20 protein-coding genes are annotated in these 21,733 nt (G+C 59.7%); 6 read left to right on the forward strand and 14 right to left on the reverse strand.

From position 1 onward, the window contains the following. Positions 1–3 precede the first annotated feature (3 nt). The 3 genes from P353_RS19650 to glyQ form a co-directional block, all read right to left on the reverse strand. Positions 4–1,233 carry an oligosaccharide flippase family protein gene (locus P353_RS19650; RefSeq protein ID WP_034373363.1) on the reverse strand — a complete coding sequence of 410 codons (1,230 nt, stop codon included), beginning with the start codon at positions 1,231–1,233 and terminating at the stop codon, positions 4–6. A gap of 50 nt (positions 1,234–1,283) precedes the next feature. Continuing rightward, on the reverse strand, positions 1,284–3,392 hold the full coding sequence (gene glyS, locus P353_RS19655; RefSeq protein WP_034373366.1) for a glycine--tRNA ligase subunit beta: 2,109 nt from the start codon (positions 3,390–3,392) through the stop codon (positions 1,284–1,286). A gap of 97 nt (positions 3,393–3,489) precedes the next feature. Next, positions 3,490–4,428: a glycine--tRNA ligase subunit alpha gene (glyQ, locus tag P353_RS19660; protein WP_003068041.1), complete on the reverse strand. Its 939-nt coding sequence runs from the start codon at positions 4,426–4,428 to the stop codon at positions 3,490–3,492. Between the two features lie 390 nt (positions 4,429–4,818). On the opposite strand from glyQ, the gene P353_RS19665 reads away from it, so the two are divergent. The 3 genes from P353_RS19665 to P353_RS19675 all read left to right on the forward strand — a co-directional run bounded on the left by P353_RS19665 (position 4,819) and on the right by P353_RS19675 (position 7,524). Next, complete coding sequence (locus P353_RS19665) at positions 4,819–5,928, forward strand: SPFH and helix-turn-helix domain-containing protein (RefSeq protein ID WP_003068040.1); 1,110 nt, start codon at positions 4,819–4,821, stop codon at positions 5,926–5,928. Positions 5,929–5,957: 29 nt separating this feature from the next. Beyond that, positions 5,958–6,341: a bleomycin resistance protein gene (locus P353_RS19670; RefSeq protein WP_034373368.1), complete on the forward strand. Its 384-nt coding sequence runs from the start codon at positions 5,958–5,960 to the stop codon at positions 6,339–6,341. 88 nt (positions 6,342–6,429) lie between these two features. Continuing rightward, positions 6,430–7,524 carry a TFIIB-type zinc ribbon-containing protein gene (locus P353_RS19675; RefSeq protein WP_034373369.1) on the forward strand — a complete coding sequence of 365 codons (1,095 nt, stop codon included), beginning with the start codon at positions 6,430–6,432 and terminating at the stop codon, positions 7,522–7,524. 183 nt (positions 7,525–7,707) lie between these two features. Here P353_RS19675 and P353_RS19680 read toward each other — a convergent pair whose 3' ends face one another. The 4 genes from P353_RS19680 to P353_RS19695 form a co-directional block, all read right to left on the reverse strand. After that, positions 7,708–8,823: a TIGR03364 family FAD-dependent oxidoreductase gene (locus tag P353_RS19680; protein ID WP_034373372.1), complete on the reverse strand. Its 1,116-nt coding sequence runs from the start codon at positions 8,821–8,823 to the stop codon at positions 7,708–7,710. Between the two features lie 97 nt (positions 8,824–8,920). After that, positions 8,921–10,681 carry a putative 2-aminoethylphosphonate ABC transporter permease subunit gene (locus P353_RS19685; protein ID WP_113707748.1) on the reverse strand — a complete coding sequence of 587 codons (1,761 nt, stop codon included), beginning with the start codon at positions 10,679–10,681 and terminating at the stop codon, positions 8,921–8,923. Positions 10,682–10,683: 2 nt separating this feature from the next. Further along, entirely contained in the window at positions 10,684–11,760 is a 1,077-nt protein-coding gene (locus tag P353_RS19690; protein WP_034373378.1) for an ABC transporter ATP-binding protein, read from the reverse strand. Positions 11,761–11,962: 202 nt separating this feature from the next. After that, the gene (locus P353_RS19695; protein WP_034373381.1) at positions 11,963–13,012 is read right to left on the reverse strand and encodes a putative 2-aminoethylphosphonate ABC transporter substrate-binding protein; all 1,050 of its coding nucleotides are present in this window, start codon (positions 13,010–13,012) and stop codon (positions 11,963–11,965) included. Positions 13,013–13,358: 346 nt separating this feature from the next. Between P353_RS19695 and P353_RS19700 the strand changes: the two genes are divergently transcribed. Then, positions 13,359–14,225: a LysR substrate-binding domain-containing protein gene (locus P353_RS19700; protein ID WP_034374127.1), complete on the forward strand. Its 867-nt coding sequence runs from the start codon at positions 13,359–13,361 to the stop codon at positions 14,223–14,225. On the opposite strand, the gene rfbC is transcribed toward P353_RS19700, so the two are convergent. From rfbC to P353_RS19725, 5 genes are all read right to left on the reverse strand, one after another. Then, positions 14,222–14,773 (reverse strand): dTDP-4-dehydrorhamnose 3,5-epimerase, encoded by a 552-nt coding sequence (gene rfbC / locus P353_RS19705; RefSeq protein WP_034373384.1) that lies wholly within the window; start codon positions 14,771–14,773, stop codon positions 14,222–14,224. The genes P353_RS19700 and rfbC overlap by 4 nt on opposite strands. Continuing rightward, positions 14,770–15,657, reverse strand: a complete 888-nt coding sequence (gene rfbA / locus P353_RS19710) for a glucose-1-phosphate thymidylyltransferase RfbA (protein ID WP_034373387.1) — start codon at positions 15,655–15,657, stop codon at positions 14,770–14,772. Before rfbA ends, rfbC begins: the two co-directional genes overlap by 4 nt. Positions 15,658–15,720: 63 nt before the next feature. Then, positions 15,721–16,626 (reverse strand): dTDP-4-dehydrorhamnose reductase, encoded by a 906-nt coding sequence (gene rfbD, locus P353_RS19715; RefSeq protein ID WP_034373390.1) that lies wholly within the window; start codon positions 16,624–16,626, stop codon positions 15,721–15,723. Beyond that, a complete protein-coding gene (gene rfbB / locus P353_RS19720; protein ID WP_034373392.1) occupies positions 16,623–17,693 on the reverse strand; it encodes a dTDP-glucose 4,6-dehydratase in 1,071 nt (356 codons plus the stop codon). Before rfbB ends, rfbD begins: the two co-directional genes overlap by 4 nt. Positions 17,694–17,759: 66 nt before the next feature. Beyond that, positions 17,760–18,533 carry a type III pantothenate kinase gene (locus P353_RS19725; protein ID WP_034373396.1) on the reverse strand — a complete coding sequence of 258 codons (774 nt, stop codon included), beginning with the start codon at positions 18,531–18,533 and terminating at the stop codon, positions 17,760–17,762. Positions 18,534–18,703: 170 nt separating this feature from the next. Between P353_RS19725 and lysM the strand changes: the two genes are divergently transcribed. Both lysM and galE read left to right on the forward strand, forming a co-directional pair. Next, entirely contained in the window at positions 18,704–19,174 is a 471-nt protein-coding gene (lysM, locus tag P353_RS19730; RefSeq protein WP_034373399.1) for a peptidoglycan-binding protein LysM, read from the forward strand. Between the two features lie 82 nt (positions 19,175–19,256). After that, positions 19,257–20,267, forward strand: coding sequence for a UDP-glucose 4-epimerase GalE (gene galE / locus P353_RS19735; protein WP_034373401.1), 1,011 nt, complete (start codon positions 19,257–19,259; stop codon positions 20,265–20,267). 24 nt (positions 20,268–20,291) lie between these two features. Here galE and P353_RS19740 read toward each other — a convergent pair whose 3' ends face one another. Further along, the gene (locus tag P353_RS19740; RefSeq protein WP_034374130.1) at positions 20,292–20,708 is read right to left on the reverse strand and encodes a rhodanese-like domain-containing protein; all 417 of its coding nucleotides are present in this window, start codon (positions 20,706–20,708) and stop codon (positions 20,292–20,294) included. 26 nt (positions 20,709–20,734) lie between these two features. Next, positions 20,735–21,727, reverse strand: a complete 993-nt coding sequence (locus P353_RS19745) for a M48 family metallopeptidase (RefSeq protein WP_034373404.1) — start codon at positions 21,725–21,727, stop codon at positions 20,735–20,737. Positions 21,728–21,733 lie beyond the last annotated feature (6 nt).

Consider the following 21,733-nt stretch of genomic DNA (forward strand, 5'->3'; position numbering starts at 1 on the left):
AATTTACTGCAATTTATAAAATCTAATCCTAATCAAGAAATAAATTCCTATCAATAGGCATGACATATATCCCAAAATCATTGATATCGGGCCGGCAAAAGCCCCATATCTTTCTCCTTCAAAAGTAAGGAACAATATTGAAACCAGCAAAGAAACTCCCCACTTTAGGAAAACAACCCACCCGTTCTTCATCTTGTTAAAAACAACGTTTATGCATTCATCCAAAAAACACAGCAGCAAAGGCGCCATGAACACATAAATATAAGGCACGGCCGCAACATAATTTGATCCAAAAATTATGCGAACAACACTCTCCGAAAGAAAAAAAACAAATACAACAATAATCCCATACAACGCAATCACAAACAAAGTAATTTTAAAAAAATTTCTATATAGCAAATTCACATTACTTTGAGAATATATCAATTTCGGGGCCAGAACAATAATTGATATTGACCCTAGTACCATCAGATTATCATAAATCATTGCCGCAGCAGAATAGAATGAGAATTCTTGAGTCCCAATATAATTCTCAATAAAAACCCGATCTATCTTCTTAAAGGCGTACATCGAAAGCACAGCAAGTCCAAAAGGGAAGGATTTTTTTAGCAATTCGACGGCAATTTTTTTATCAAATATAAAAATTGAAAACTTGTTTATTTTTAGAAAAAATAAAAATATAAAACCGTAAACCAAAAATCCATCAAGCATCAATACTGTCAAGTAATACTTGTAATCGTAAACATCAAAAAAATAGAGAAATCCAATGACGGATATCTTTATACAATTTGATATTATTATTAGAGTAGAGTACGTAGAATTTTTTGATTTAGCTTGGAACCAAGCTATTGCGATAGAAAAAGCTTCTTTAAATAATATTGGAATCCCTAAAACAGCAAAATAATTTATACCAACTCTTTCTCTCCAGAAAACCATAAATGCGATAAAGGCAATTATTCCAAAAAGAAGTCTTATCCAGAAAGCTGTTGCGATTATTATATTTTCTAAAAAGTTATCGTTACACTCAACGATTCTCGGTACGATTACTTCTGCTCCGCAGAAAAAAGATATGGCCATAAAAATGGCCACTATCGATAACGCATACTGAAATGAGCCAAAAAGATCTGTTCCTAAACTTCTGGCCAAAATACCGCTAACAAAGACTCCGGCGCCAATAGTGAGCAGTCTTTCAATATTAAGAACAATAAAATTTCTAAGAATAATTTTATTCATAAAAAATATTTGCTTTGATCTTTATCATCAAAGCAAATATCCCGCTCAAATTATAGAACTGAAATTCTCGCTACCTTATTCATCAGTACATATAATTTCCGAAGTAGAAAAATTCTGTTATTTTTCTGATCCTCATCGTCAGAATTAACCATTACATTTTCAAAGAAATCATCAACAAAAGGACGCAATGAAGATAGCACCACCAAGCTTTGGTCGTATTCACCTTCTTTGAATTTACCAATCACCTCAGGCTCACATCTATCAATCGCCTGAAATAGATTAATTTCAGACTCCTCAACAAGAAGCTCTCTCTTGACATCGGAATACTGAGATATCTCTGATTTCTTAAGAATATTCTCGACACGCTTGTTGGCCGCGGCCAGGGCCGGAGCTTCGGGCAGCGCCGCAAAGGCGCGCACCGCTTCCAGGCGTTTTTGCACGTCGGACAGGCGCTGGGGCTGCAGGGCCAGCACGGCCTCCACCTCCTGGGCGCTGTAGCCTTGTTCGCGGAACATATTGGCCAGGCGGTCGTAGATGAATTCGACCAGTTGAGGCGTGGCGTCCTGGATCTTGTCACCAAAGGCAGGCAAGGTACTGACCAGCAGGGTTTCCAGATCCAGCTCCAGATCCTTTTCGACCAGCATGCGGATCACACCCAGCGCATGGCGGCGCAGGGCGAAGGGGTCGCGGTCCCCGGTAGGCAGATTGCCGATACCGAACATGCCGACCAGGGTTTCGAGCTTGTCGGCCAGGGCCACGATCACGCCGACATCGCCGCGCGGCAGTTCGTCGCCGGCAAAGCGGGGCTTGTAGTGGTCTTCGATGGCATCGGCCACAGCCACATCCAGGCCGTCGTTCTGGGCGTAGTAGCGGCCCATGATGCCCTGCAGCTCGGGGAACTCGCCCACCATGTCGGTGACCAGATCGGTCTTGGCCAGCATGGCGGCCTGATCAGCCAGACGTCCCAGCTCGGAGTTGCCCAGTTGCTGGGCAATGCTCTTGGCGATGGCGCGTACGCGGGCAATGCGCTCGCCCTGCGTGCCCAGCTTGTTGTGATAGACCACCTTGTCCAGCTGCTCTACGCGGCTGGCCAGGGTCTTTTTGCGGTCCTGGTCGAAGAAGAACTTGGCGTCGGCCAGACGGGGGCGCACCACACGTTCGTTGCCGCCGACCACGGCCGAAGCGTCCTGAGGCTGGATGTTGCTGACGATCAGGAACTGATGGGTCAGCTTTCCATTGGTGTCCAGCAGCGGGAAGTACTTCTGATTGGCCTTCATGGTCAGAATCAGGCATTCCTGAGGCACGGCCAGGAATTCCTTCTCGAATTCGCAGACCAGCACATTGGGGCGCTCGACCAGGGCTGTCACCTCGTCCAGCAGGGCCGGGTCGTCGATGGGGCGCACGTCGCCGCCAATGCGTTCGGCAGCCGCCTGCAGCTGGCGGGCGATATCGGCACGGCGCTCGGTAAAGCTGGCGATCACTGCGCCCTGTTCACGCAGTTGCTCGGCATAGCTGTCGGCATTCTGGATGACCACGGGGTCCACAGCGGCTTCAAAGCGGTGGCCATGCGTGGCGGCACCGGCCGTCAGTCCCAGGGCCTTCACGCCGATCAGCACCTGGGTGCCATGCAGCACGACCAGACCGTGGGCCGGGCGCACAAAGTGCACGCTGGTCCAGCCGTCCTGCAACTGGTAGCGCATGACCTTGGGGATGGGCAGCTTGGCCAGTGCTTCGTCCAGCGCCTTTTGCACGCCATCGGTCAGCAGCACGCCCTTGGCAGTGGATTCGTAGAACAGGGCTTCGGCCTTGCCTTCGCCCTGGCGCTTCAGAGCGGCCACGGCGGATTCGTCGGCCCCCAGGGCCGCCAGCTTTTTCAGCAGTGCAGCCGTGGGCTTGCCCTCGGCATCCAGCGCCACGGAGACAGGCATCAGCTTTTGCGAGACAGCCTTGTCTTCGGCCTGAGGCAGCACTTCGGTGATGTGCACGGCCAGACGGCGGGGCGACGCGTAGGCGGTCAGGCGCGACTCGGTCGATGCCAGCAGTCCCTGGGCCTTGAGCTGCTCGAAGATGACGGCGGCAAAAGCGTCACCCAGCTTTTGCAGCGCCTTGGGCGGCAGCTCTTCGACAAACAGTTCAACCAGTAGATTCGATGCGTTCATGATGATCTTGATAGCTGCCAGCGCTTGCTAGATCAAGGCTGGCTGCTGAAATTTTGGAATATGGGACGGTGGTAGCGTGAAAGCGGCTCAGGCAGGCTCAAGCGGCCTTCTTCGCTGCCTGCTCTGCGGCCTTGGCCAGCTCGGCCAGCACCTCGTCGGCATGGGCCTTGGGCGCCATGGGGAAGCCCAGACGTGCGCGGCTGTCCAGATAGCTCTTGCCCACGGCGCGGGCCAGGTTGCGGATACGGCCGATATAGGCAGCGCGCTCGGTCACCGAGATGGCACCACGGGCGTCCAGCAGGTTGAAAGTGTGGGCAGCCTTGAGCACCTGCTCATAGGCGGGCAGCGCCAGCTGGGCGTCGATCAGCTGATTGGCCGTGCCTTCGTGGGCAGCAAAGGCGCTGAACAGGAACTCGGCATTCGAATGCTCGAAGTTGTAAGTGGACTGCTCCACCTCGTTCTGGTGGAACACATCGCCATAGGACAGGCCGTCGGTATAGACCAGGTCGTATACCGACTCCTTGCCCTGCAGATACATGGCCAGACGTTCCAGGCCGTAGGTGATCTCGCCGGTGGCAGGCTTGCAGTCGATGCCGGCGACCTGCTGGAAATACGTGAACTGGGTCACTTCCATGCCGTTGAGCCAGACTTCCCAGCCCAGACCCCAGGCGCCCAGCGTGGGGTTTTCCCAGTCGTCCTCGACAAAGCGGATGTCGTTCTTCTTCAGATCGAAGCCCAGGGCTTCGAGCGAGCCCAGATACAGCTCGAGGATGTTGTCGGGTGCTGGCTTCAGAACAACCTGGAACTGGTAGTAGTGCTGCAGGCGGTTGGGGTTCTCGCCATAGCGGCCGTCCTTGGGGCGGCGGCTGGGCTGAACATAGGCTGCCTTCCAGGGCTCGGGGCCGATGGCGCGCAGAAAGGTTGCGGTGTGCGAGGTACCGGCGCCGACTTCCATGTCATAGGGCTGGAGCAATGCACAGCCCTGTTCGGCCCAGTAGGACTGCAGTTTCAGAATGATTTGTTGGAAGGTCAGCATGACTTGTATACGTTCGCGCGTCAGCAATCACTGGCGATTGCGGGCGGCATCTTCATTAAGAGGTGTTCTGGGCGGTATCGACCGCATAAGCGGTAGATTCTAAGTCTGTGCCACTGATCGCGGACGTAGTCTGTCTGCGCGGCCCCACAGCGGGCATTTTCACGAAAGGGCTCCAGCCGGCGATTTCAAAATGTGAAAAACAAAATGCTAGCGCTTACCACCCATGAATAGGCAGATTCAGCATCAATCGACTCTGAAACTATCGGATAGCGGGCGCAGTACGCTCACTTTTTAACAATTTCCGCGCAACTGCCATGCATCCCGGAACCGGCTGCTGCGGTTTGCCTCCTAGAATGATTCCTTTCCCGTCATCCTCTTTCGGAGTACGTCATGGATTTCATGAAAATCATCACCAAGCAACTGATCGAAATCATCGAATGGACCGATGATTCGCGCGACACGCTGTCGTATCGCTGGCCCGATGAAGACAAGGAAATCAAGAACGGCGCCCAGCTCATCGTGCGCGAGTCGCAGCAGGTGCAGTTCGTCTCCGAAGGCCAGTTTGCAGACCTGTTCAACCCGGGCCGCCATCTGCTGACCACGCAGAACATCCCGGTTCTGTCCACACTGCGCGGCTGGAAGTACGGCTTCAACTCTCCCTTCAAGTGCGATGTCTACTACATCAACACGCGCTTGTTCACGGGCAACAAATGGGGCACCTCCAACCCCATCATGATGCGCGACAAGGACTTTGGCGTGATCCGTCTGCGCGCCTTCGGTACCTATGACTTCCGCATCACCAACGCCGCCCTGTTCCTCAAGGAAGTGGCGGGCACGGACCAGAACTTCCGCATCGACGAGTTTGCCGACACCATGCGCTCGCGCATCGTCAGCATCTTCTCCGAGGCCCTGGCCAAGGCCCAGGTGCCGGCACTCGATGTGGCCCAGCGCTACAGCGAGCTGGGCGACGCACTGCTGCAGCTCATCAACCCGGCCGTCAGCGAGAAATACGGCCTGGAAATCACCAGTTTCCTGCTGGAAAACGTTTCCGTGCCGCCCGAGGTGGAGCAGGCCATCGACAAGCGCTCCAGCATGGGCGCCATCGGCAACCTCAACGACTATGTGAAATACCAGATGGGCCAGGCCATGGCCAACGGCGGCGAAGGCGCTGCCGCAGCCACCATTCCGGCCACCATGGCCATGGGCTTTGGCATGGCCCAGGAAATGATGAAGGGCATGCAGGGCGGCGGCGCTGCAGGCGCCCCGGCCGCTGCGGTGGCAGACCCCTTTTCGCCGGCCGCAGCGCAAGCCGCCCAGACGCCTGCCGCCCCGGCCGCCGCCGGTCTGCAGGTGCTGACCCCCGCCCAGGCGGCCCAGGTGCTGGGCGTGGCCGAGGCAGATGTGCTGGCCGAAATCCAGGCCGGCAACCTCAAGGCCCGCCAGATCGGCAGCCAGTGGCGCATCGCCCAGGCTGCGCTGGACGAATTTCTGCGCGGCTGATCCGCAACCCATGGCATCGGGTGCACGTCATGAATGAACACAAACCGGTTTTCATCAGCACCACTCCGGTGCTGGCATCCCTGGACATGGCGCGCACCGTGGCTTTCTACGCCCGCGTGCTGGGCGCCAGAACCGTCCACGCCCAGCCCGGTGAGTACGCCATCGTCTCGCTGGGTGGGCTGGAGCTGCACTTCTGGGCCTGCCAGAACCCGGAGATTCCCAGGCAGACCAGCTGCCGTATCCAGGTGGCGGGAATTACCGCCTTGCATGCACAGTGTCTGACCGAGAATGCGGTTCACCCCAACGGCGGTCTGCGCCAGCAGCCTTGGGGTACCCAGGAATTCAGTCTTCTCGACGAGGACGGCAACTGCGTGACCTTCTACGAAACCCATCCCGCCGCTGCTGCCGCCTGAACCCGTTTTTGCCGTGGCCACACCCGCTTCTTCCTCTCGCTCTTCCGGATCTGCATTTACCCCTGTCTCCGAGACGGCGCCCACCTCCATGGTGGGCCGGCATGTCTGCCCCGAATGCGGCGGCAATCTGGAGTGGAATGCCAAGGCCCAGTCGCTCAAATGCCCTTACTGCGGCACCGTCGTTCCCTGGAGCGAGCAGACGCAGCCCGAGCTGGGACGCACCGTGGTGGAGCAGGATCTGGCCGAGGCCTTGCGCAACCCGGCCAGCGGTCGCGGCTGGGGCTCGGACGAGCGCTACGAGGTGCAGTGCCAGAACTGCCGCGCCATCTCGGTATTTCTCGGCAAGCACGTGGCCCAGCGCTGCGACTTCTGCGGCTCGCCGGCCATCGTCGCCCATGAGGAGCGCAGCGACGCCATCACGCCGCAGAGCATTCTTCCGTTCAAGATCAGCGACGGCCAGATTCGCGACAAGATCCGTCAGTGGTATGGCAGCCGCTGGTTTGCGCCCAGCAAGCTCAAGAGCGCCGCGCTGACGGACACGCTGCACGGCATCTATCTGCCCTATTGGACCTTTGACGCCCATGCCAGCGCACAGTGGTGGGCAGAGGCCGGCTATTACTACTACACCACCGAGTCCTATCGCGACGGCAACGGCAATCTGCAGACCCGCCAGGTCCAGCATGTGCGCTGGGAGCCGGCATCGGGCAGCTTGGAGCATTTCTTCGACGATGAGCTGGTGCCCGGCACCGTGGGCGTGCAAGCCCATCTACTGCGCCAGGTGGAGCCCTTCCCGACCACCACCGACCTCAAGCCCTACAGCCCGGAGTTCGTGCGCGGCTGGACGGTGGAGCGCTACCAGGTGGACCTCTCCAAGGCCGCCAGGATCAACGAGGAAGACATGGACAGCCAGCTGCGCAGCATGTGCTCGCGTGAGGTGCCGGGCGACACGCAACGCAATCTGCAGGTCCAGCGCCAATACTCGGGCCGCAGCTTCAAGCACACGCTGGTGCCGGTCTGGCTGGTCGGCTACACCTATGGCAGCAAGAACTACCAGATCGTGGCCAATGGCTATACCGGCCAGATTGCGGGCGAGCGGCCATACAGCTGGGTCAAGATCATGTTTGCCGTGCTGGCCGCAATCGTGCTCGTCATGCTGATTGCACCGCTGTTTGTGCAGCAGTGATCGCCTGCCATACCGGCCTGGGACACCGAGCAAGGGCCTGAGCCGGTCGCCCCGCCCCGCAGCGATGGTGCCGTCCCCCTCCCGCGTAGCGAGAGAGGGAGAAACGGTGGAGCCGCCAAGGTGGGGCCGCCTAGGTGGAGCCGCCCAGGTGGGGCCGCCAAGGCGGAGCAGCTCAGGGGATGACTACCAATTTCCCCAGACTTCCTCGGCCAGACCAAACGCCGTGCTCGCGCCCGAGCCGCTGGTCACCGCCACCACGCGTGTCGCGGCATCGGGCGCTTTGACAAAACAAGGGGCTTCGGCACTGGAGGGGTAGATGCCCGTCCAGCGCTCCACAACCTGGGCCTTGTCGATATGCAGCGCCTCGTGCATATGGCGCAGCATGAGCTGGTCGACGGCTTCGCTGGCAAAAGGCTGGGGTGCGCTGCCGTAGTGGTGCGAATCGCCCACCACGAGCGAGCCGTCGGCGCTTTGCACGGCAATCAGGTGGATGCCGTGCTTCAGGCATTGCGCCTCCTCAAGCTCCAGCTGAGCGCGCAGTGCTGCGGCTTCGGGCAGCGCGCTATAGCCCTCGTAGCGCACCAGGCTCAGATCCCCCATGACCGAGCCTTCGAGCTTGAAGCCCGCTTGCGGCTTGACGCGCAACATCTGCAACTGGCATAGCTGCACTTTGTTGTCAGTCCATTCGCTGGCGAACAGCCCGCCTGGATCGGCGTTGTTGCAGACCACCACACGTTCGGCATGGTAAATACCTCGCGAGGTGGTGACGCGCGGCGTTGCCACTTCCGTCACGCTTTCGCTATAGGCGAAATCCACTCCAAGCGTCTGCTGCAGCCACAGGGCCAGTTGCGGGATGGCTGTGCGTGACTCCACGCGCAGCTCATGCGGGCTGTAGAGCACGGATTGCAGCCCGTCGGTGCGCAGCGCCGGATGGCGCGCCGCGGCCTGGGAGGGCGTCAGCAGCTCACAACCTGCGCCCATTTCGGTGTGCATAAAGGCTTCAAGCACTGCTGCGGCAGCAGGACGGCGCGCCGTCAGCCACAGGCCGGAATGAAGGACACCGATACCGGCCTTGGGCGCAATCTCGGCCCAGACATCGCGTGAGCGCATGGCGCGCCGCCAATGGGCACCGGCGCGCTGGCCCGTGATGGTGACAAAGCCGAAGTTGCGAATCGAGGCGCCCAGGCAGGCGCCGTCGCGCTCTATCACCAGCACGGAGCGACCGCGCGTGGCCGCGGTATAGGCATGGGCCAGGCCGACAATGCCGGCGCCGACGACGATCAGATCGTAGTTTTTCATAGCGTTACAGAAAAAGCAGACAAGCCAAGTCCCTGCCGCAGCGCCAAGGCGATGCAGCGAGAGACGTTCGGAGAATCAAGTGACGTGGAGAAAGTCCTCAGCGCTGGCGCCAGTGCTGGGTACGCCGCTGCAGCCAGGCATCCAGCAGCGCAATCAGCAGGCGACCGGCGGCTGCGGTTGCAAAGATCAGCGTGGCCATGGCGGCAGCGGGAGCGGTATCGCCCGCGTCATCCATGGCCAGCACGGCCACCGAGGCCAGTGTGGTTTCGGGCGAGTACAAGAAGACCACTGCCGACACCGTGGTCATCGCATTCACGAAGAAGTAGCCCGCCACCTGCATCACCGCAGGCAGGCACACAGGCAGGTGCACGCGCCACAGCAGCGTCCAGAACGGCACGCCCATGGAATCGGCCACGCGTTCGTATTCGGCGTCCAGCTGCTGCAAGGCGGTGAGCTGGGTGATGTGCGCCACCGAGAAGAAATGCGCCACCGAGCACAGCACCAGAATGCCCATGGACCCGTACAGAAAGTGCAGTGGATTGCTGCCCGAATTGAAGAACAGGATATAGCCCAGACCCAGCGCCAGCCCCGGCACCGCCATGGGCAGAGTGGCCACTGCGTGCAACCACTGGCGCACGCGGCCCCAGCTCGTGGGCTTGGCCACCAGATAGGCGCTCAGAAAGCTCAGCAGCGCGCCGGTTGCCGCCGTGGCCACGGCCATGGTCAGCGAGTTGGCGTAACTGGCCCAGCCGCCGCCATCCATCAGGTCGAACCGGTAGTTCCTGAGGGTCAGCGTGAGGTTGTAGGGCCAGAAGCTGACCAGGGATGCCAGCACGGCCACTCCCATCACCGCCAGCAGCGCCAAAGCCATCAGGCTGCAATACACCAGCAGCGCACGGTCAAGCGACGCACAGGGCTGCGGCACCAGAGGCACGGCCCGCACGCTCATGGCTGCGGCCTGCCGGGCACGCAAATGGCGCTCGGCGGCAAAGGCCAGGCCCGCTGGCACCAGCAGCAGCATGGCCACCACGGCTCCCATGGACAGGTTTTGCTGGCCAATCACCTGCTTGTAGATATCGGTGGCCAGCATCTGCGTGTTGCCGCCAATCACCTTGGGCACGCCAAAGTCGGTGACCACCAGGACGAACACCACGATCCAGGCAATCATCAGTCCATAACGGCTGGCTGGCAGTGTGACCTGGCAGAAGCTGCGCCAGCGGCCTGCGCCCAGCGTGGCGGCGGCCTCATACAGGCGTGCATCGCCCGAGGCCAGCGTGGTGCACAGAATCATCAGCGCATGCGGAAACGTCCACAGCACCGAGCCAAGGATAATGCCAAACGGGCCGTAGGCCGTGCCGCCCGCCAACCAGCTCTTGAGCAGACCCTGGGCGCCAAAAAGATAGATCAGGCTGATGGCCATGAGCAGCGACGGCGCCAGCAGAGGCACCAGGGCAATGGCGCGAAAGAACCGGGCCAGCGGCATGCAGCTGCGCATCACGCCATAGGCATAGCCATAGGCCAGGGCCACACACAAGGTGCTGCTGATGGCCGACAGCCACAGGCTGTTGAACAGCGACTGGCCTACGCCCGGCGTTTGCGCATAGGCGAGGTACTGGGCCAGGCCCGAGAACTGGCCATCGGCCGACACAAAGCTGCGGCCCAGCAGCGCTCCCACGGGCAGTGCAATGGCCACCAGCAGCGCGCCCAGCAGGCCCAGCACCGACAGGCCCAGCCACAGCTTTTCCCAATGAAAAAAGCGCGTTTGCCGTGGCGCCACAGGGCCGGTGCCTTGCTGCTGGCGTGATGCCGCTGCGGGCGCATAGCTCCGCACGGGCAGCGCAGAAGAAGAGGCATCCATGCTCATGCCGCCTTTCGCACAATCTCGGGCGCTGCCAGCGACTGCAGCGCAGCCGCCGGCAACTCTATCAGCACCTCACCCTGCAGCCAGTCGGGCAGGCGCGCGTCATGGCGCAGCGGCCATTGCACATCGATCTGGCATTGCAGCGTGGGGCTGAACACGCGCACCAACACCAGCGAGCCCAGGAACGAGGTCTCGACCACCCGCGCCCGGAACAGATTGGGCAGTGCTGCCGGCTGGGCCGGGTGCAGCACCACGCTTTCGGGCCTCACGCCCACCAGCAAGGCATCACCGGCCTCAAAGCCGGCAGTGCAGCATTCAAGCCGCCCCTCGCCCACGCGCACCGCATCGCCCGACTCGGCCACGGCGGGCAGCAAATTCATGCGCCCCACAAAACCGGCCGCAAAGTGACTGACCGGCTTGGCGTAGAGCTGCTCGGGCGAGCCCTGCTGCTCGATACGCCCCTGGTGCATCAGCACCACGCGGTCGGCCATGGACAGCGCCTCTTCCTGGTCGTGCGTGACCATCACGCAGGCAATGCCCAGCTGACGCTGCAACTGGCGGATTTCGCTGCGCAGCTCGGTGCGCACCTGGGCATCCAGCGCGGACAGCGGCTCGTCCAGCAACAGCAGACGCGGGCGCGGCGCCAGTGCGCGGGCCAGCGCAATGCGCTGCTGCTGGCCACCCGACAATTGCGCCGGATAGCGCTGCGCCTGCGCGCCCAGGCCTACCAGAGCCAGCATCTCCTGCACCCGGGCCTGCACCTGCGCCGCAGGCTGGCCCTTGAGACCAAACGCCACATTCTGGGCCGCCGTCAGATTAGGAAACAATGCGTAGCTCTGGAACACCACGCCAAAGCCCCTGCGCGCGGCAGGCCAGCGCGTGATGTCCTCGCCCTGAAACAGAATGCGGCCCGCGTCGGCCTGCTCGATGCCGCACAGAATGCGCAGCAGCGTGGTCTTGCCGCAGCCCGAAGGGCCCAGCAGGCTGACGAACTCGCCGCCCTCCACCAACAGGTCAATGTCGCGCAGCACCGGGGTGTCTTTGTACCGCTTGGCGATATGGTCAATGCGCAGCATGTATCTCTTTCAACGTGCAAACAATCCGAAGGCAGTTCCGATCTGTATCGCTCGAAATGCCACCCTGCTGCATGTGCCCCCCTGTCGCCAGTGACAGCGAGCAAGGGCCGCCCCGCAGCGAGGCTGCAGTCCCCCTCCGGCGCGTAGCGCCAGAGAGGGGGAAGGCGCGCAGCCGTCTAGGCAAAGCGCCTCAGGGGGGTGATTACTTTTTCTCCGCCTTGGCTTCGTAGCGACGGCTCCATTCGGAAAGAATGCGATCGCGATTGACCGCGGCCCAGTTGAAGTCGTTTCTGGCCAGGCGCTTTTCCAGGTCAGCCGGAATGAATTCGTGTTTTTCCTGGGCTTCAGGCAATGCCAGTACGGCGAAGTTGGCGGCGTAGAGCTTGTTGGCATCGGGCGTCACCGCCCAGTCGGCCAGGGCCTTGGCAGCCTCCTGCTTTTTGCTGGCCTTCAGAATGGCCGTGGCCTCCACATCCCAGCCCAGGCCTTCCCTGGGGAAGACGATGTTTATGGGCGCCCCGTCCTTCTTGGTCTTGTTGGCCCGATACTCAAAGCTCAGACCCACGGGAAACTCGCCCGCGCCGGCCTGGCGGCAGGGCTTGGAGCCACTGTGCGTGTAGACGCCGATGTTCTGGTGCAGCGCATCCATGTAGGCCCAGCCCTTGTCCTCGCCCATCATCTGCAGCCAGGCGGCCACCATCAGATAGCCGGTGCCGCTGGACGCGGGGTGGGGCATGGTGATCGCGCCCTTGAATTCGGGCCTGGTCAGGTCGGCCCAGCTGGCAGGCGTGGGCAGCTTGCGTTTTTCGCCTTCCACAGTGTTGAAGCAGACGGCGGACGACCACAGATCCATGCCCACCCAGGTCGGCGTGGCTGCCGCATCGCGCATGGTGGAGCGCACCTTGGCCAGGTTCCTGGGCGCATAGGGCTGCAGCATGCCTTGCTTGTCCAGCAGCATCAGCGATGTGGCGGCCACACCCCAGATCACATCGGCCTGGGGATTGGCTTTTTCGGCCAGCAGGCGCGCAGTGATGATGCCCGTGCTGTCGCGCACAAACTTCAGCTCGATGTCGGGATGGGCTTTTTCAAAAGCCGCCTTGTAGGCCTTGATCTGGTCGGCCTCCAGGGCCGAATACACGAGCAGATCGGTCCTGGCGTGGGCGGCGGAAGCCAGGCCCAGCAAGGCCGTGGCAACCGTGGCAAAGGCGATCGAGGTAAAGCGGCGAGTGGCGGGTGCAAAAGCGTGGCGCATGGATGACAGTCCCTTGGATTGATCGTTGCCGCCCGACCAACGCGATCATTTGCGGCATGAGGGAACTGTAGAAACTCACTGTGAAACGCTGGTGTCATAGAACTGAAATCTGCCAAGGATGTCATCAGCAAACTTTGTAGTCAGCGCGCCGCGTCAGCGTTCGCCATCGAGATGCTATTGAATCAAAAGCATATTGCGCTTTACCCGTCTCATATTTATATAAAAAATCATCTACAAACCTTCGCATATATGCGCAAGAAGCTATTGAAATCAAAGCAACTCATCCACATTGCTGCTCGCAGCGTTCATGGTGAAATCCGGGTACCGCTTTCTTGAAGACCTTGTCATGTTTGCCACACAGCTCAAATCCTTTTTCTGGGTCGCCCGCCTCGGCAGCATCACGCAGGCAGCGCGCCAGCTGGGGCTGAGCCAGCCCACGGTCACAGCGCAGATCAAGGCCTTGGAGGAGCTGTATGAGGTCGAGCTGTTCACGCGCCAGAGCGGAAGGCTGGCCATCACCGATGCGGGCCTGAAGCTGCTGCCGGAAATAGAGAAGCTGCTGCTGCAGTCGGCCCAGATCGAATCGGCGCTGCGCCAGTCAGGCCATGTCAACCAGGGCCAGCTGCGCATAGGCGCAACAGCGCCCTACTATGTGCTGGACATCGTCAGGCGCTATCAGCAGCACTATGCGCTGGTGGAGGTGAGCATCGTCAACGGCAATTCGCGCCAGATGATTCAGGCGCTGGCCGAGTATCAGGTGGACCTGGCCACCTCTTCGCACCTGGACACCGACCCGCGCCTGCTGCGCCTGGAGCTGGGGCGCGACCCGCTGGCCCTGGTCGTGAACCGGCAGCATGCGCTGGCCGGGCAGAAGTCCGTAGCCATCAAGGATCTGGCAAAGAACACGCTGATCCTGCGCGAGCGCGGCTCCATGACCCGGCAGATGACCGAGCAGATGCTGGAAGCCGCTCAGGTCAGCCCGCACCGGATTCTGGAAATTGCCAGCCGCGAATCCATACGCGAAGCCGTGATACGCCAGATGGGCATCAGCATTTTTGCGCGGCACGAAGCATCGGCCCACCCGGACCTCGTCGTTCTAGACCTGGAAGGCGAGGTTCCCAGCCTTCCCGAATACCTGTACTGCCTGCGAGAGCGGCGCGATGCGCAGCTGATTCAGCCATTTCTGCAGATGGCCGAATCAAGAAAGAACTAATCGAACAGTTCGGCCTGCTTGAATGCAGGCTGATGCAGATCCTTTTCGGACAAGGAAAAAGCGATATCGAGCTGTGGCCATGCAATAGCTATGTCAGGGTCGCTCCAGAGCAGGCCCCGATCGGACTCCGGCGCGTAATAGGCCGTGGTCTTGTACACAAGGTCTGCTGTGTCACTGAGCACCACGAAGCCATGGGCAAAGCCCGGCGGAATCCAGAGCTGGTGGTGATTCTCGGCACTCAGCTCCGCTCCCACCCATTGACCAAAAGTGGGCGAGCTGCGGCGAATATCCACCGCCACATCAAACACCGCACCCGAAATCACACGCACCAGCTTGCCCTGGGCATGGGGCGGCAGTTGGTAGTGCAGCCCGCGCAGCACGCCCTTGCTGCTGCGGCTGTGGTTGTCCTGAACGAACTCGTAGTTCGTGCCCGTCGCCTGGTTGAAGAGATCCTGGCGAAAGCTTTCCACGAAAAGTCCCCGCCCATCCCGATGAATCGTGGGTTTGAACAGCTTGATCTCGGGGATCGCAGTCGGAACCACCTTCATCGCGCTCCAGCCTCCAGACATTGCATCAGATACCGTCCATAGCCGTTCTTGAGCAACGGCCTTGCCAGCTCGGCGAGCTGCGTGGCGTCAATCCAGCCAGCACGAAATGCGATTTCTTCCGGGCACGCAACCTTCAACCCCTGACGCTGCTCAAGGGTTGCAATGAATTGACCTGCCTCCAGCAGACTGTCATGGGTGCCAGTGTCGAGCCAGGCATAGCCTCGCCCCATCAGCTTCACATTGAGCTGACCTCTTTCGAGATAAATACGATTGATGTCTGTGATTTCCAGCTCGCCTCTGCCAGAAGGCTTGAGAGTCTTTGCAATCTCGACCACTTGCGAATCGTAGAAATACAGCCCCGTCACTGCGTAATTGGATTTTGGCTCGACCGGTTTTTCCTCTATCGAGAGCACCTGCCCCTGCTGGTCAAATTCCACCACCCCGTAGCGGCTGGGATCCTGCACATGATAGGCAAACACCGTCGCCCCATCCTGGCTCTGATTGGCAACTTTGACCAAGGTCTGCAGATCATGGCCGTGGAAAATATTGTCTCCAAGCACCAACGCGCAAGAGGCCCCACTCAGGAAAGACTCGGCAATCAAAAAGGCCTGCGCCAAACCATCAGGGCTAGGCTGCACCGCATATTCAAGCTCAAGCCCCCATTGCAGCCCATCACCCAACAATTGCTGAAAGCGCGGCGTATCCTGCGGCGTGCTGATGATCAAGATGTCCCGGATGCCCGCCAGCATCAGCGTGCTCAGCGGGTAGTAGATCATGGGCTTGTCGTAGATCGGCAGCAGCTGTTTGCTGATGGCCAGGGTGGCGGGGTGCAGACGGGTGCCGGAGCCGCCAGCCAGAATGATGCCTTTGCGCTGTGTCGTCATGATGAATCAATGGATAGCTTCAAACGCTTTACGGATAAGCACTTGAAGCGAATTATTGGAAGATTACAGAATCTCGCGCAGCATGCGCTCCACGCCTTGCTGCCATGCCGGCAAATGCAGTTGCATGACCGCTTGCAGCTTCTGTGTATCCAGGCGCGAGTTCAAGGGCCGCGCCGCCGGTGTCGGGAAAGCCGTGGTCGACACGGCAGCAATGCTTTGCACCTTCCAGTCCAGATCCGGACGCAGGCTTTGGGCGCGCTCGATCACATGGCAGGCATAGGCATGCCAGTTGGTCTCTCCTGCCGCGACCAGATGGTAGAGACCGCCATCGCCTTCATGAGCGCTCACATGGCGCACGGCATGGGCCGTGACATCGGCAATCAGATCGGCGCCGGTCGGTGCTCCCCATTGATCGTTGATCACGCTGAGCGCCTCACGCTCCTGCGCCAGGCGCAACATGGTCTTGGCAAAGTTGCCGCCACGTGCTGCATAGACCCAGCTGGTGCGAAAAATCAGGTGGCGGCAATTCGTGGCAGCAATTCGCTGCTCGCCCTCCAGCTTGGTGCGACCGTAGACCGATAGCGCCCCGGTCGCATCGCCCTCCTTGCGCGCCGCACTGCCAAAGCCGTCGAAGACATAGTCGGTGCTGTAGTGCACCAGCAAGGCGCCCAGGCTTTTAGCCTCCTGCGCCATGACTTCAGGGGCTTCGGCATTCAGGTGCCAAGCCAGATCTGGCTCGCTCTCGGCCTTGTCCACTGCCGTATGCGCTGCGGCATTGACGATCACATCTGGGCGCACGCTGCGAATGGTCTGCGCCAGCGTCTGCAGATCGCCGATATCACCGCACAGACCATTTCCATCCACATTCACGCTCTGGCGATCCAGCGCAATCACCTCGCCCAAAGGGGCGAGGCTTCGCTGCAGCTCCCAGCCGACCTGACCGTTCTTGCCCAGCAAGAGCAGCTTCATGCCGAAGCCTCTGCGGTGTACTGCTTTTGCACCCAGTCGCGGTATGCGCCCGATTGCACATTGGCCACCCACTCGGGGTTGGCCAGATACCACTGCACGGTCTTGCGAATGCCTGTCTCGAAGGTCTCGGCCGGCTTCCAGCCCAGCTCACGCTCGAGCTTGCGCGCATCGATCGCATAGCGGCGATCATGGCCGGGACGGTCGATCACATAGGTGATCTGCTCGGCATAGGCCTTGCCATCGGCGCGCGGGCGCAGCTCGTCGAGCAAGCTGCACACGGTCTTGACGATGTCGATATTGGCCTTCTCGTTCCAGCCGCCCACGTTATAGGTCTCGCCCAGTTGGCCGGCCTCCAGCACACGGCGGATGGCGCTGCAATGGTCGCGCACATACAGCCAGTCACGCACCTGCATGCCGTCGCCGTAGATGGGCAGCGGCTTGCCTGCCAGCGCATTGACAATGACCAGCGGGATGAGCTTTTCCGGGAAATGCAGCGGGCCGTAATTGTTGCTGCAGTTGGTCGTCAGCACCGGCAGGCCGTAGGTGTGATGCCAGGCACGCACCAGATGGTCCGAAGCAGCCTTGCTGGCCGAGTACGGGCTGTTGGGCTCGTAATTGTGCTCTTCGGTAAACGCAGGGTCCGTGGGCGCCAGCGTGCCATAGACCTCGTCGGTGGAGACATGCAGAAAACGGAAGCCGGACTTGGCCTCGTCCTCCAGACCATTCCAATAGGCACGCACTGCCTCCAGCAGGCGGAAAGTGCCCACCACATTGGTCTGTATGAAATCCTCGGGACCATGAATGGAGCGGTCCACATGCGACTCGGCCGCCAAGTTCACCACGGCGCGAGGCTGGTGCTGCGCCAGCAATTGCGCCAGTTGTGCATTGTCGCCGATATCGGCCTGCACGAAAACATGGCGGGCATCGCCCTTCAAGCTGGCCAGATTCTCCAGATTGCCTGCATAGGTCAGTTTGTCGATATTGACCACAGGCTCGTTCACATATGCCAGCCAGTCGAGAACAAAGTTGGCGCCGATAAAGCCTGCACCGCCGGTTACAAAAATCATAGAGAGATGCCTCTAAATTTCAGTGATAGCGATAAGACCCAACCCATGGCCATCAAGCCTGTGCACTCAGCCCCAACGCTTTTCAGCCATCACCAGCAGGCCATCAAAAATCAGGTTGTTGATCAGCTCAAAAGGCCTGGTCATGCTCGGAGACATTTTCCAGCCGGCGCCGCCCGCCATGATGCACATCGGCTCTGCGCCGCAGTGTTCGGCCAGGTGCTGGTACATGCGCTCCACCGCACCCGCAATGGCATAGGTTCCGCCGCTGGTCAGCGCATCGCTGGTGTTCTTGGGAAAGCACCTGACTTCACCGGTCGGCACGTGCAGACCCGCAGTGCCGCCTTCCAGGGCCCTGAGCATGATGCCATGCCCGGGAATGATCAGGCCGCCCAGAAATCGGCCTTGCGCATCCATGGCGTCGACCGTCACTGCGGTGCCCACCATAACCGTGATCAAAGGCCGGGCCTCGCCCAATTGCAACATGTGGTGACGTGCACCAATCATGGCCACCCATCGGTCCGCCCCCAGCCTGGAAGGATGGTCATAGCCATTGGTCACGCCGGCTTCTGCAATAGACGGAACTACCCATTGAGGCTCGAGATTCCATCCCAGCATGAGTTCGATCTGCTCGTGCACCCTGCGCCTTGCCGTCTCACCGGCAACCACGCAGCCCAGCATGCGCTCAGGAGCCGGCAAGCCTGCCCAGGCACCATCTGCCAAGCGCTCAATATGCTCCAGGAACTCCGCTCCATGGGCCAGCAAGGCAGCACCCGGGCGATGATCTTCATACATGGCCCACTTCAAACGGGTGTTGCCAATGTCTATGGCCAAAAATGTCATGCGGCGGATTATCAGCACTTTTCTCTTCGTCAGACAGCCGTTTGTCACATTCATTACAAGCGGGCAGGAAATTGTCAAAGAAAGCGCTCAGTCCATATCCTGCAAGGATTCATTTCGATTTCCCGTTAAAGTGAACCGCCTTCTTCCACTAATTTTGAGGAGTCGAAACCATGGGTCTGTTCAGTTTCATCAAGGAAGCCGGAGAAAAACTGTTTGGCGGCAGTGACGCACATGCTGCTGCACCGGCCGAAGACTTGAATGCCAAGGCGGCTCAAGCGATCGCCAGCTATGTCAACACTCAGAATCTTGGCGTATCCGACCTGCAGGTTCAGTTCGATGGCTCTCAAGGCAAGGTGACGGTCAACGGGACCGCCCCCACTCAGGCCATCAAGGAAAAAGTGACGCTGTGCTGCGGCAATGTGGCCAATGTCCAGTCCGTGGACAACCTGATGACGGTCACCAACCCCGAGCCAGAAGCCCAGTACCACGATGTGGTGCGCGGTGACACCCTGTCGGCCATCTCCAAGAAGTACTATGGCGACGCCAACAAGTACAACGTGATTTTTGAAGCCAACAAGCCCATGCTCAGCAACCCGGACAGGATCTATCCCGGCCAGAAGCTGCGCATCCCGGCGCTGTAAATACGGCCCTGCATATACGGTCAGGCATAAAAGCGCTCGGAAGAGCGCTTTTTTTATTCGTGACAAAGCTAGACTGCAGCTTATGAAAACTCTGCTCACAGGCGGCGCCGGCTATATCGGCAGCCATACCGCCATTGAACTGCTAGGCAAAGGCCATGAAGTCGTGATTTTCGACAACTTCAGCAACAGCCATCCTGAAGCCATCCGCCGCGTGGAGCAAATCACTGGACGCACCATTGCCGTGATCAATGGCGATGTACGCGATCAAGCTGCACTTGAGCAGGCATTGCGGGAGCATGGCATTGACAGCGTCGTGCATTTGGCTGGCAAGAAGGCCGTGGGCGAGTCATCCGCACAGCCAGTTGACTACTACGACAACAATGTCAACGGAACCCTTGTTTTACTGCGGGCGATGCAAAGTCTGGCGATACACAAGCTTGTCTTCAGCTCGTCCGCCACCGTCTACGGGACGCCCCAATACCTGCCCTATGACGAAAAACACCCCACGGCGGCGATGAATCCCTATGGGCGGACCAAGCTCATGGCAGAAGAAATCCTCGCCGACCTGGCGCACTCGGACTCCAAATGGAGCATGGCCGTTCTGCGCTATTTCAACCCCATCGGAGCACATCCCAGCGGCCTGATTGGCGAAGACCCGGCAGATATTCCCAATAACCTTCTACCCTACATCGCACAGGTTGCAGTGGGAAGGCGCGACAAGCTGCAGATTTTTGGCGGCGACTACAACACACCGGATGGCACGGGAGTGCGCGACTATCTTCACGTCGTGGATCTCGCCAGCGGACATGTCAAGGCCCTGGAAAAGCTTGCGTCTGGTGTCATGACCTTCAACTTGGGCACCGGCAAGGGCTTTAGCGTGCTCGACGTTCTGCACGCCTTCGAGAAGGCCTGCGGCAAGGCCATTCCATACGCCATTACCGAGCGACGCCCCGGCGATCTGCCAAGCTATTACGCCAACCCTGATCACGCCCTGAAAACCCTTGGCTGGCAAGCCGAGCATGATCTGGACACCATGTGCGCCGACACATGGCGCTGGCAAAGCCGCAACCCCAACGGCTATCGCTCGATCTAGAAGCTACCGATCAAGCCCTGCGCATTACTGATGCCAGGGCAGGCCGCGCTTGCGCCAGCCACCCAACTGGCCTCGTTGGCCGTTGGCGTCAACGTCGCCCTCAAAACCTTCAAGAATGTTGTAGGCCTCGACTCCCAGGCCCGCAGCACGCTGGGCGGCCGCAACGGAACGCACTCCGCTGCGGCACAGAAGCACCACTTTCTTGCCCTCGGGTACTGCTGCTCGCAGTTCGGCGTCAAAGTTCTGGTTGACGGCCATGCCGGGCCACTGCTTCCAGGCCACGGCAACAGCGCCTGGCACCTTGCCCACCCACTCGCGCTCGGCATCGGTGCGCACATCGACCAGAACGGCCTCGCCAGCCTGCAGCCATTGCCAGGCCAGTTCCGCCGGCACATCGCCGGCATAGCCGGCAGCGGGTTGGATTTGGGTTGTATTGCTCATTTCATTCCTCGTCTCGGTCATTGCCGCTATTCCCAAACCGGCAGAGGCCTGTCTCTCAAGGCTCTGCGCAAGTGCTTCCAGTCGGGCAGCACCTGAGCCACCACAGCCCAGAACTGCGGGCTGTGATCCATATGATGCAGATGGGCGAGCTCATGCACCACCACATAGTCGATGATTTGCGGGCTGTGCTGCATCAACCGCCAGTTCAGACGAATAATCCCGCTGCTGTTGGCACTGCCCCAGCGCGTGCTGGCACTTGTCAGGCGCAGCGCATTCCAGCGCACGCCCATGAGTGCGGCAAAGTGCAGCATGCGGGCCGTGAAATAGCTGCGCGCCTCCCGCAGGATCCAGGCCTGAACGGTTGCGCGCACCTGAGCTGCCGGTGCCTGCGGCGGCAGGGGAAGGTGCAGGCTTTGCGAGCCATCGATCCCCTGCTCTCTATGCGTCTGGCGGGTACGCAGCAGTTGTGGCGCATCCCCGGTCAGCCGCAAATTCATGGGCTGCCCCAGGTAGTCAAGCACGCCTCCATCCTGCCAGAGAATGCGCGCCTCCTGCTTGATCTGCTGTCGCTGTCCGGCTTCCTGCAGCTTGCGCACAATCCAGCCGGCCTTGGTCTGCAACGCTGATTCGATCTCGCGCATGGCCACCCATTGCGGAGCGGTGACTTCAAGCCCTTGCTGCCCTACGCTGAAGCCGATGCTGCGGCGCGCCGAACGGCGCAGCAGATAAGCCACCTCACACCCTTGCAAGCGGGCGCTGTGGCTGGCTTCCGGATGTACCAGAAGTGCGGGCTCTGCAGGCAGCTCATCCTCTTCAGAATCAATAGCACCCACCGAAATACTGACGGGCGCTACAGGCTGACTATTCTCAAATTCCAGCTCGGATTGATCCAAACGCCGTTCAATCGCTTCAGGGCCACTGCGCCGGCGCTTGCGCGGCACTAACCCACCCTGCCCATCCCCCACCGCAGGCGGCACCAGCCATTGCCAAGCTTGCTGCAAGCTATCGCCTGTGGACATGGGCAG

Source organism: Comamonas testosteroni (assembly GCF_000761245.1).
In the GTDB taxonomy this organism is placed as follows: domain Bacteria; phylum Pseudomonadota; class Gammaproteobacteria; order Burkholderiales; family Burkholderiaceae_C; genus Comamonas; species Comamonas testosteroni_C.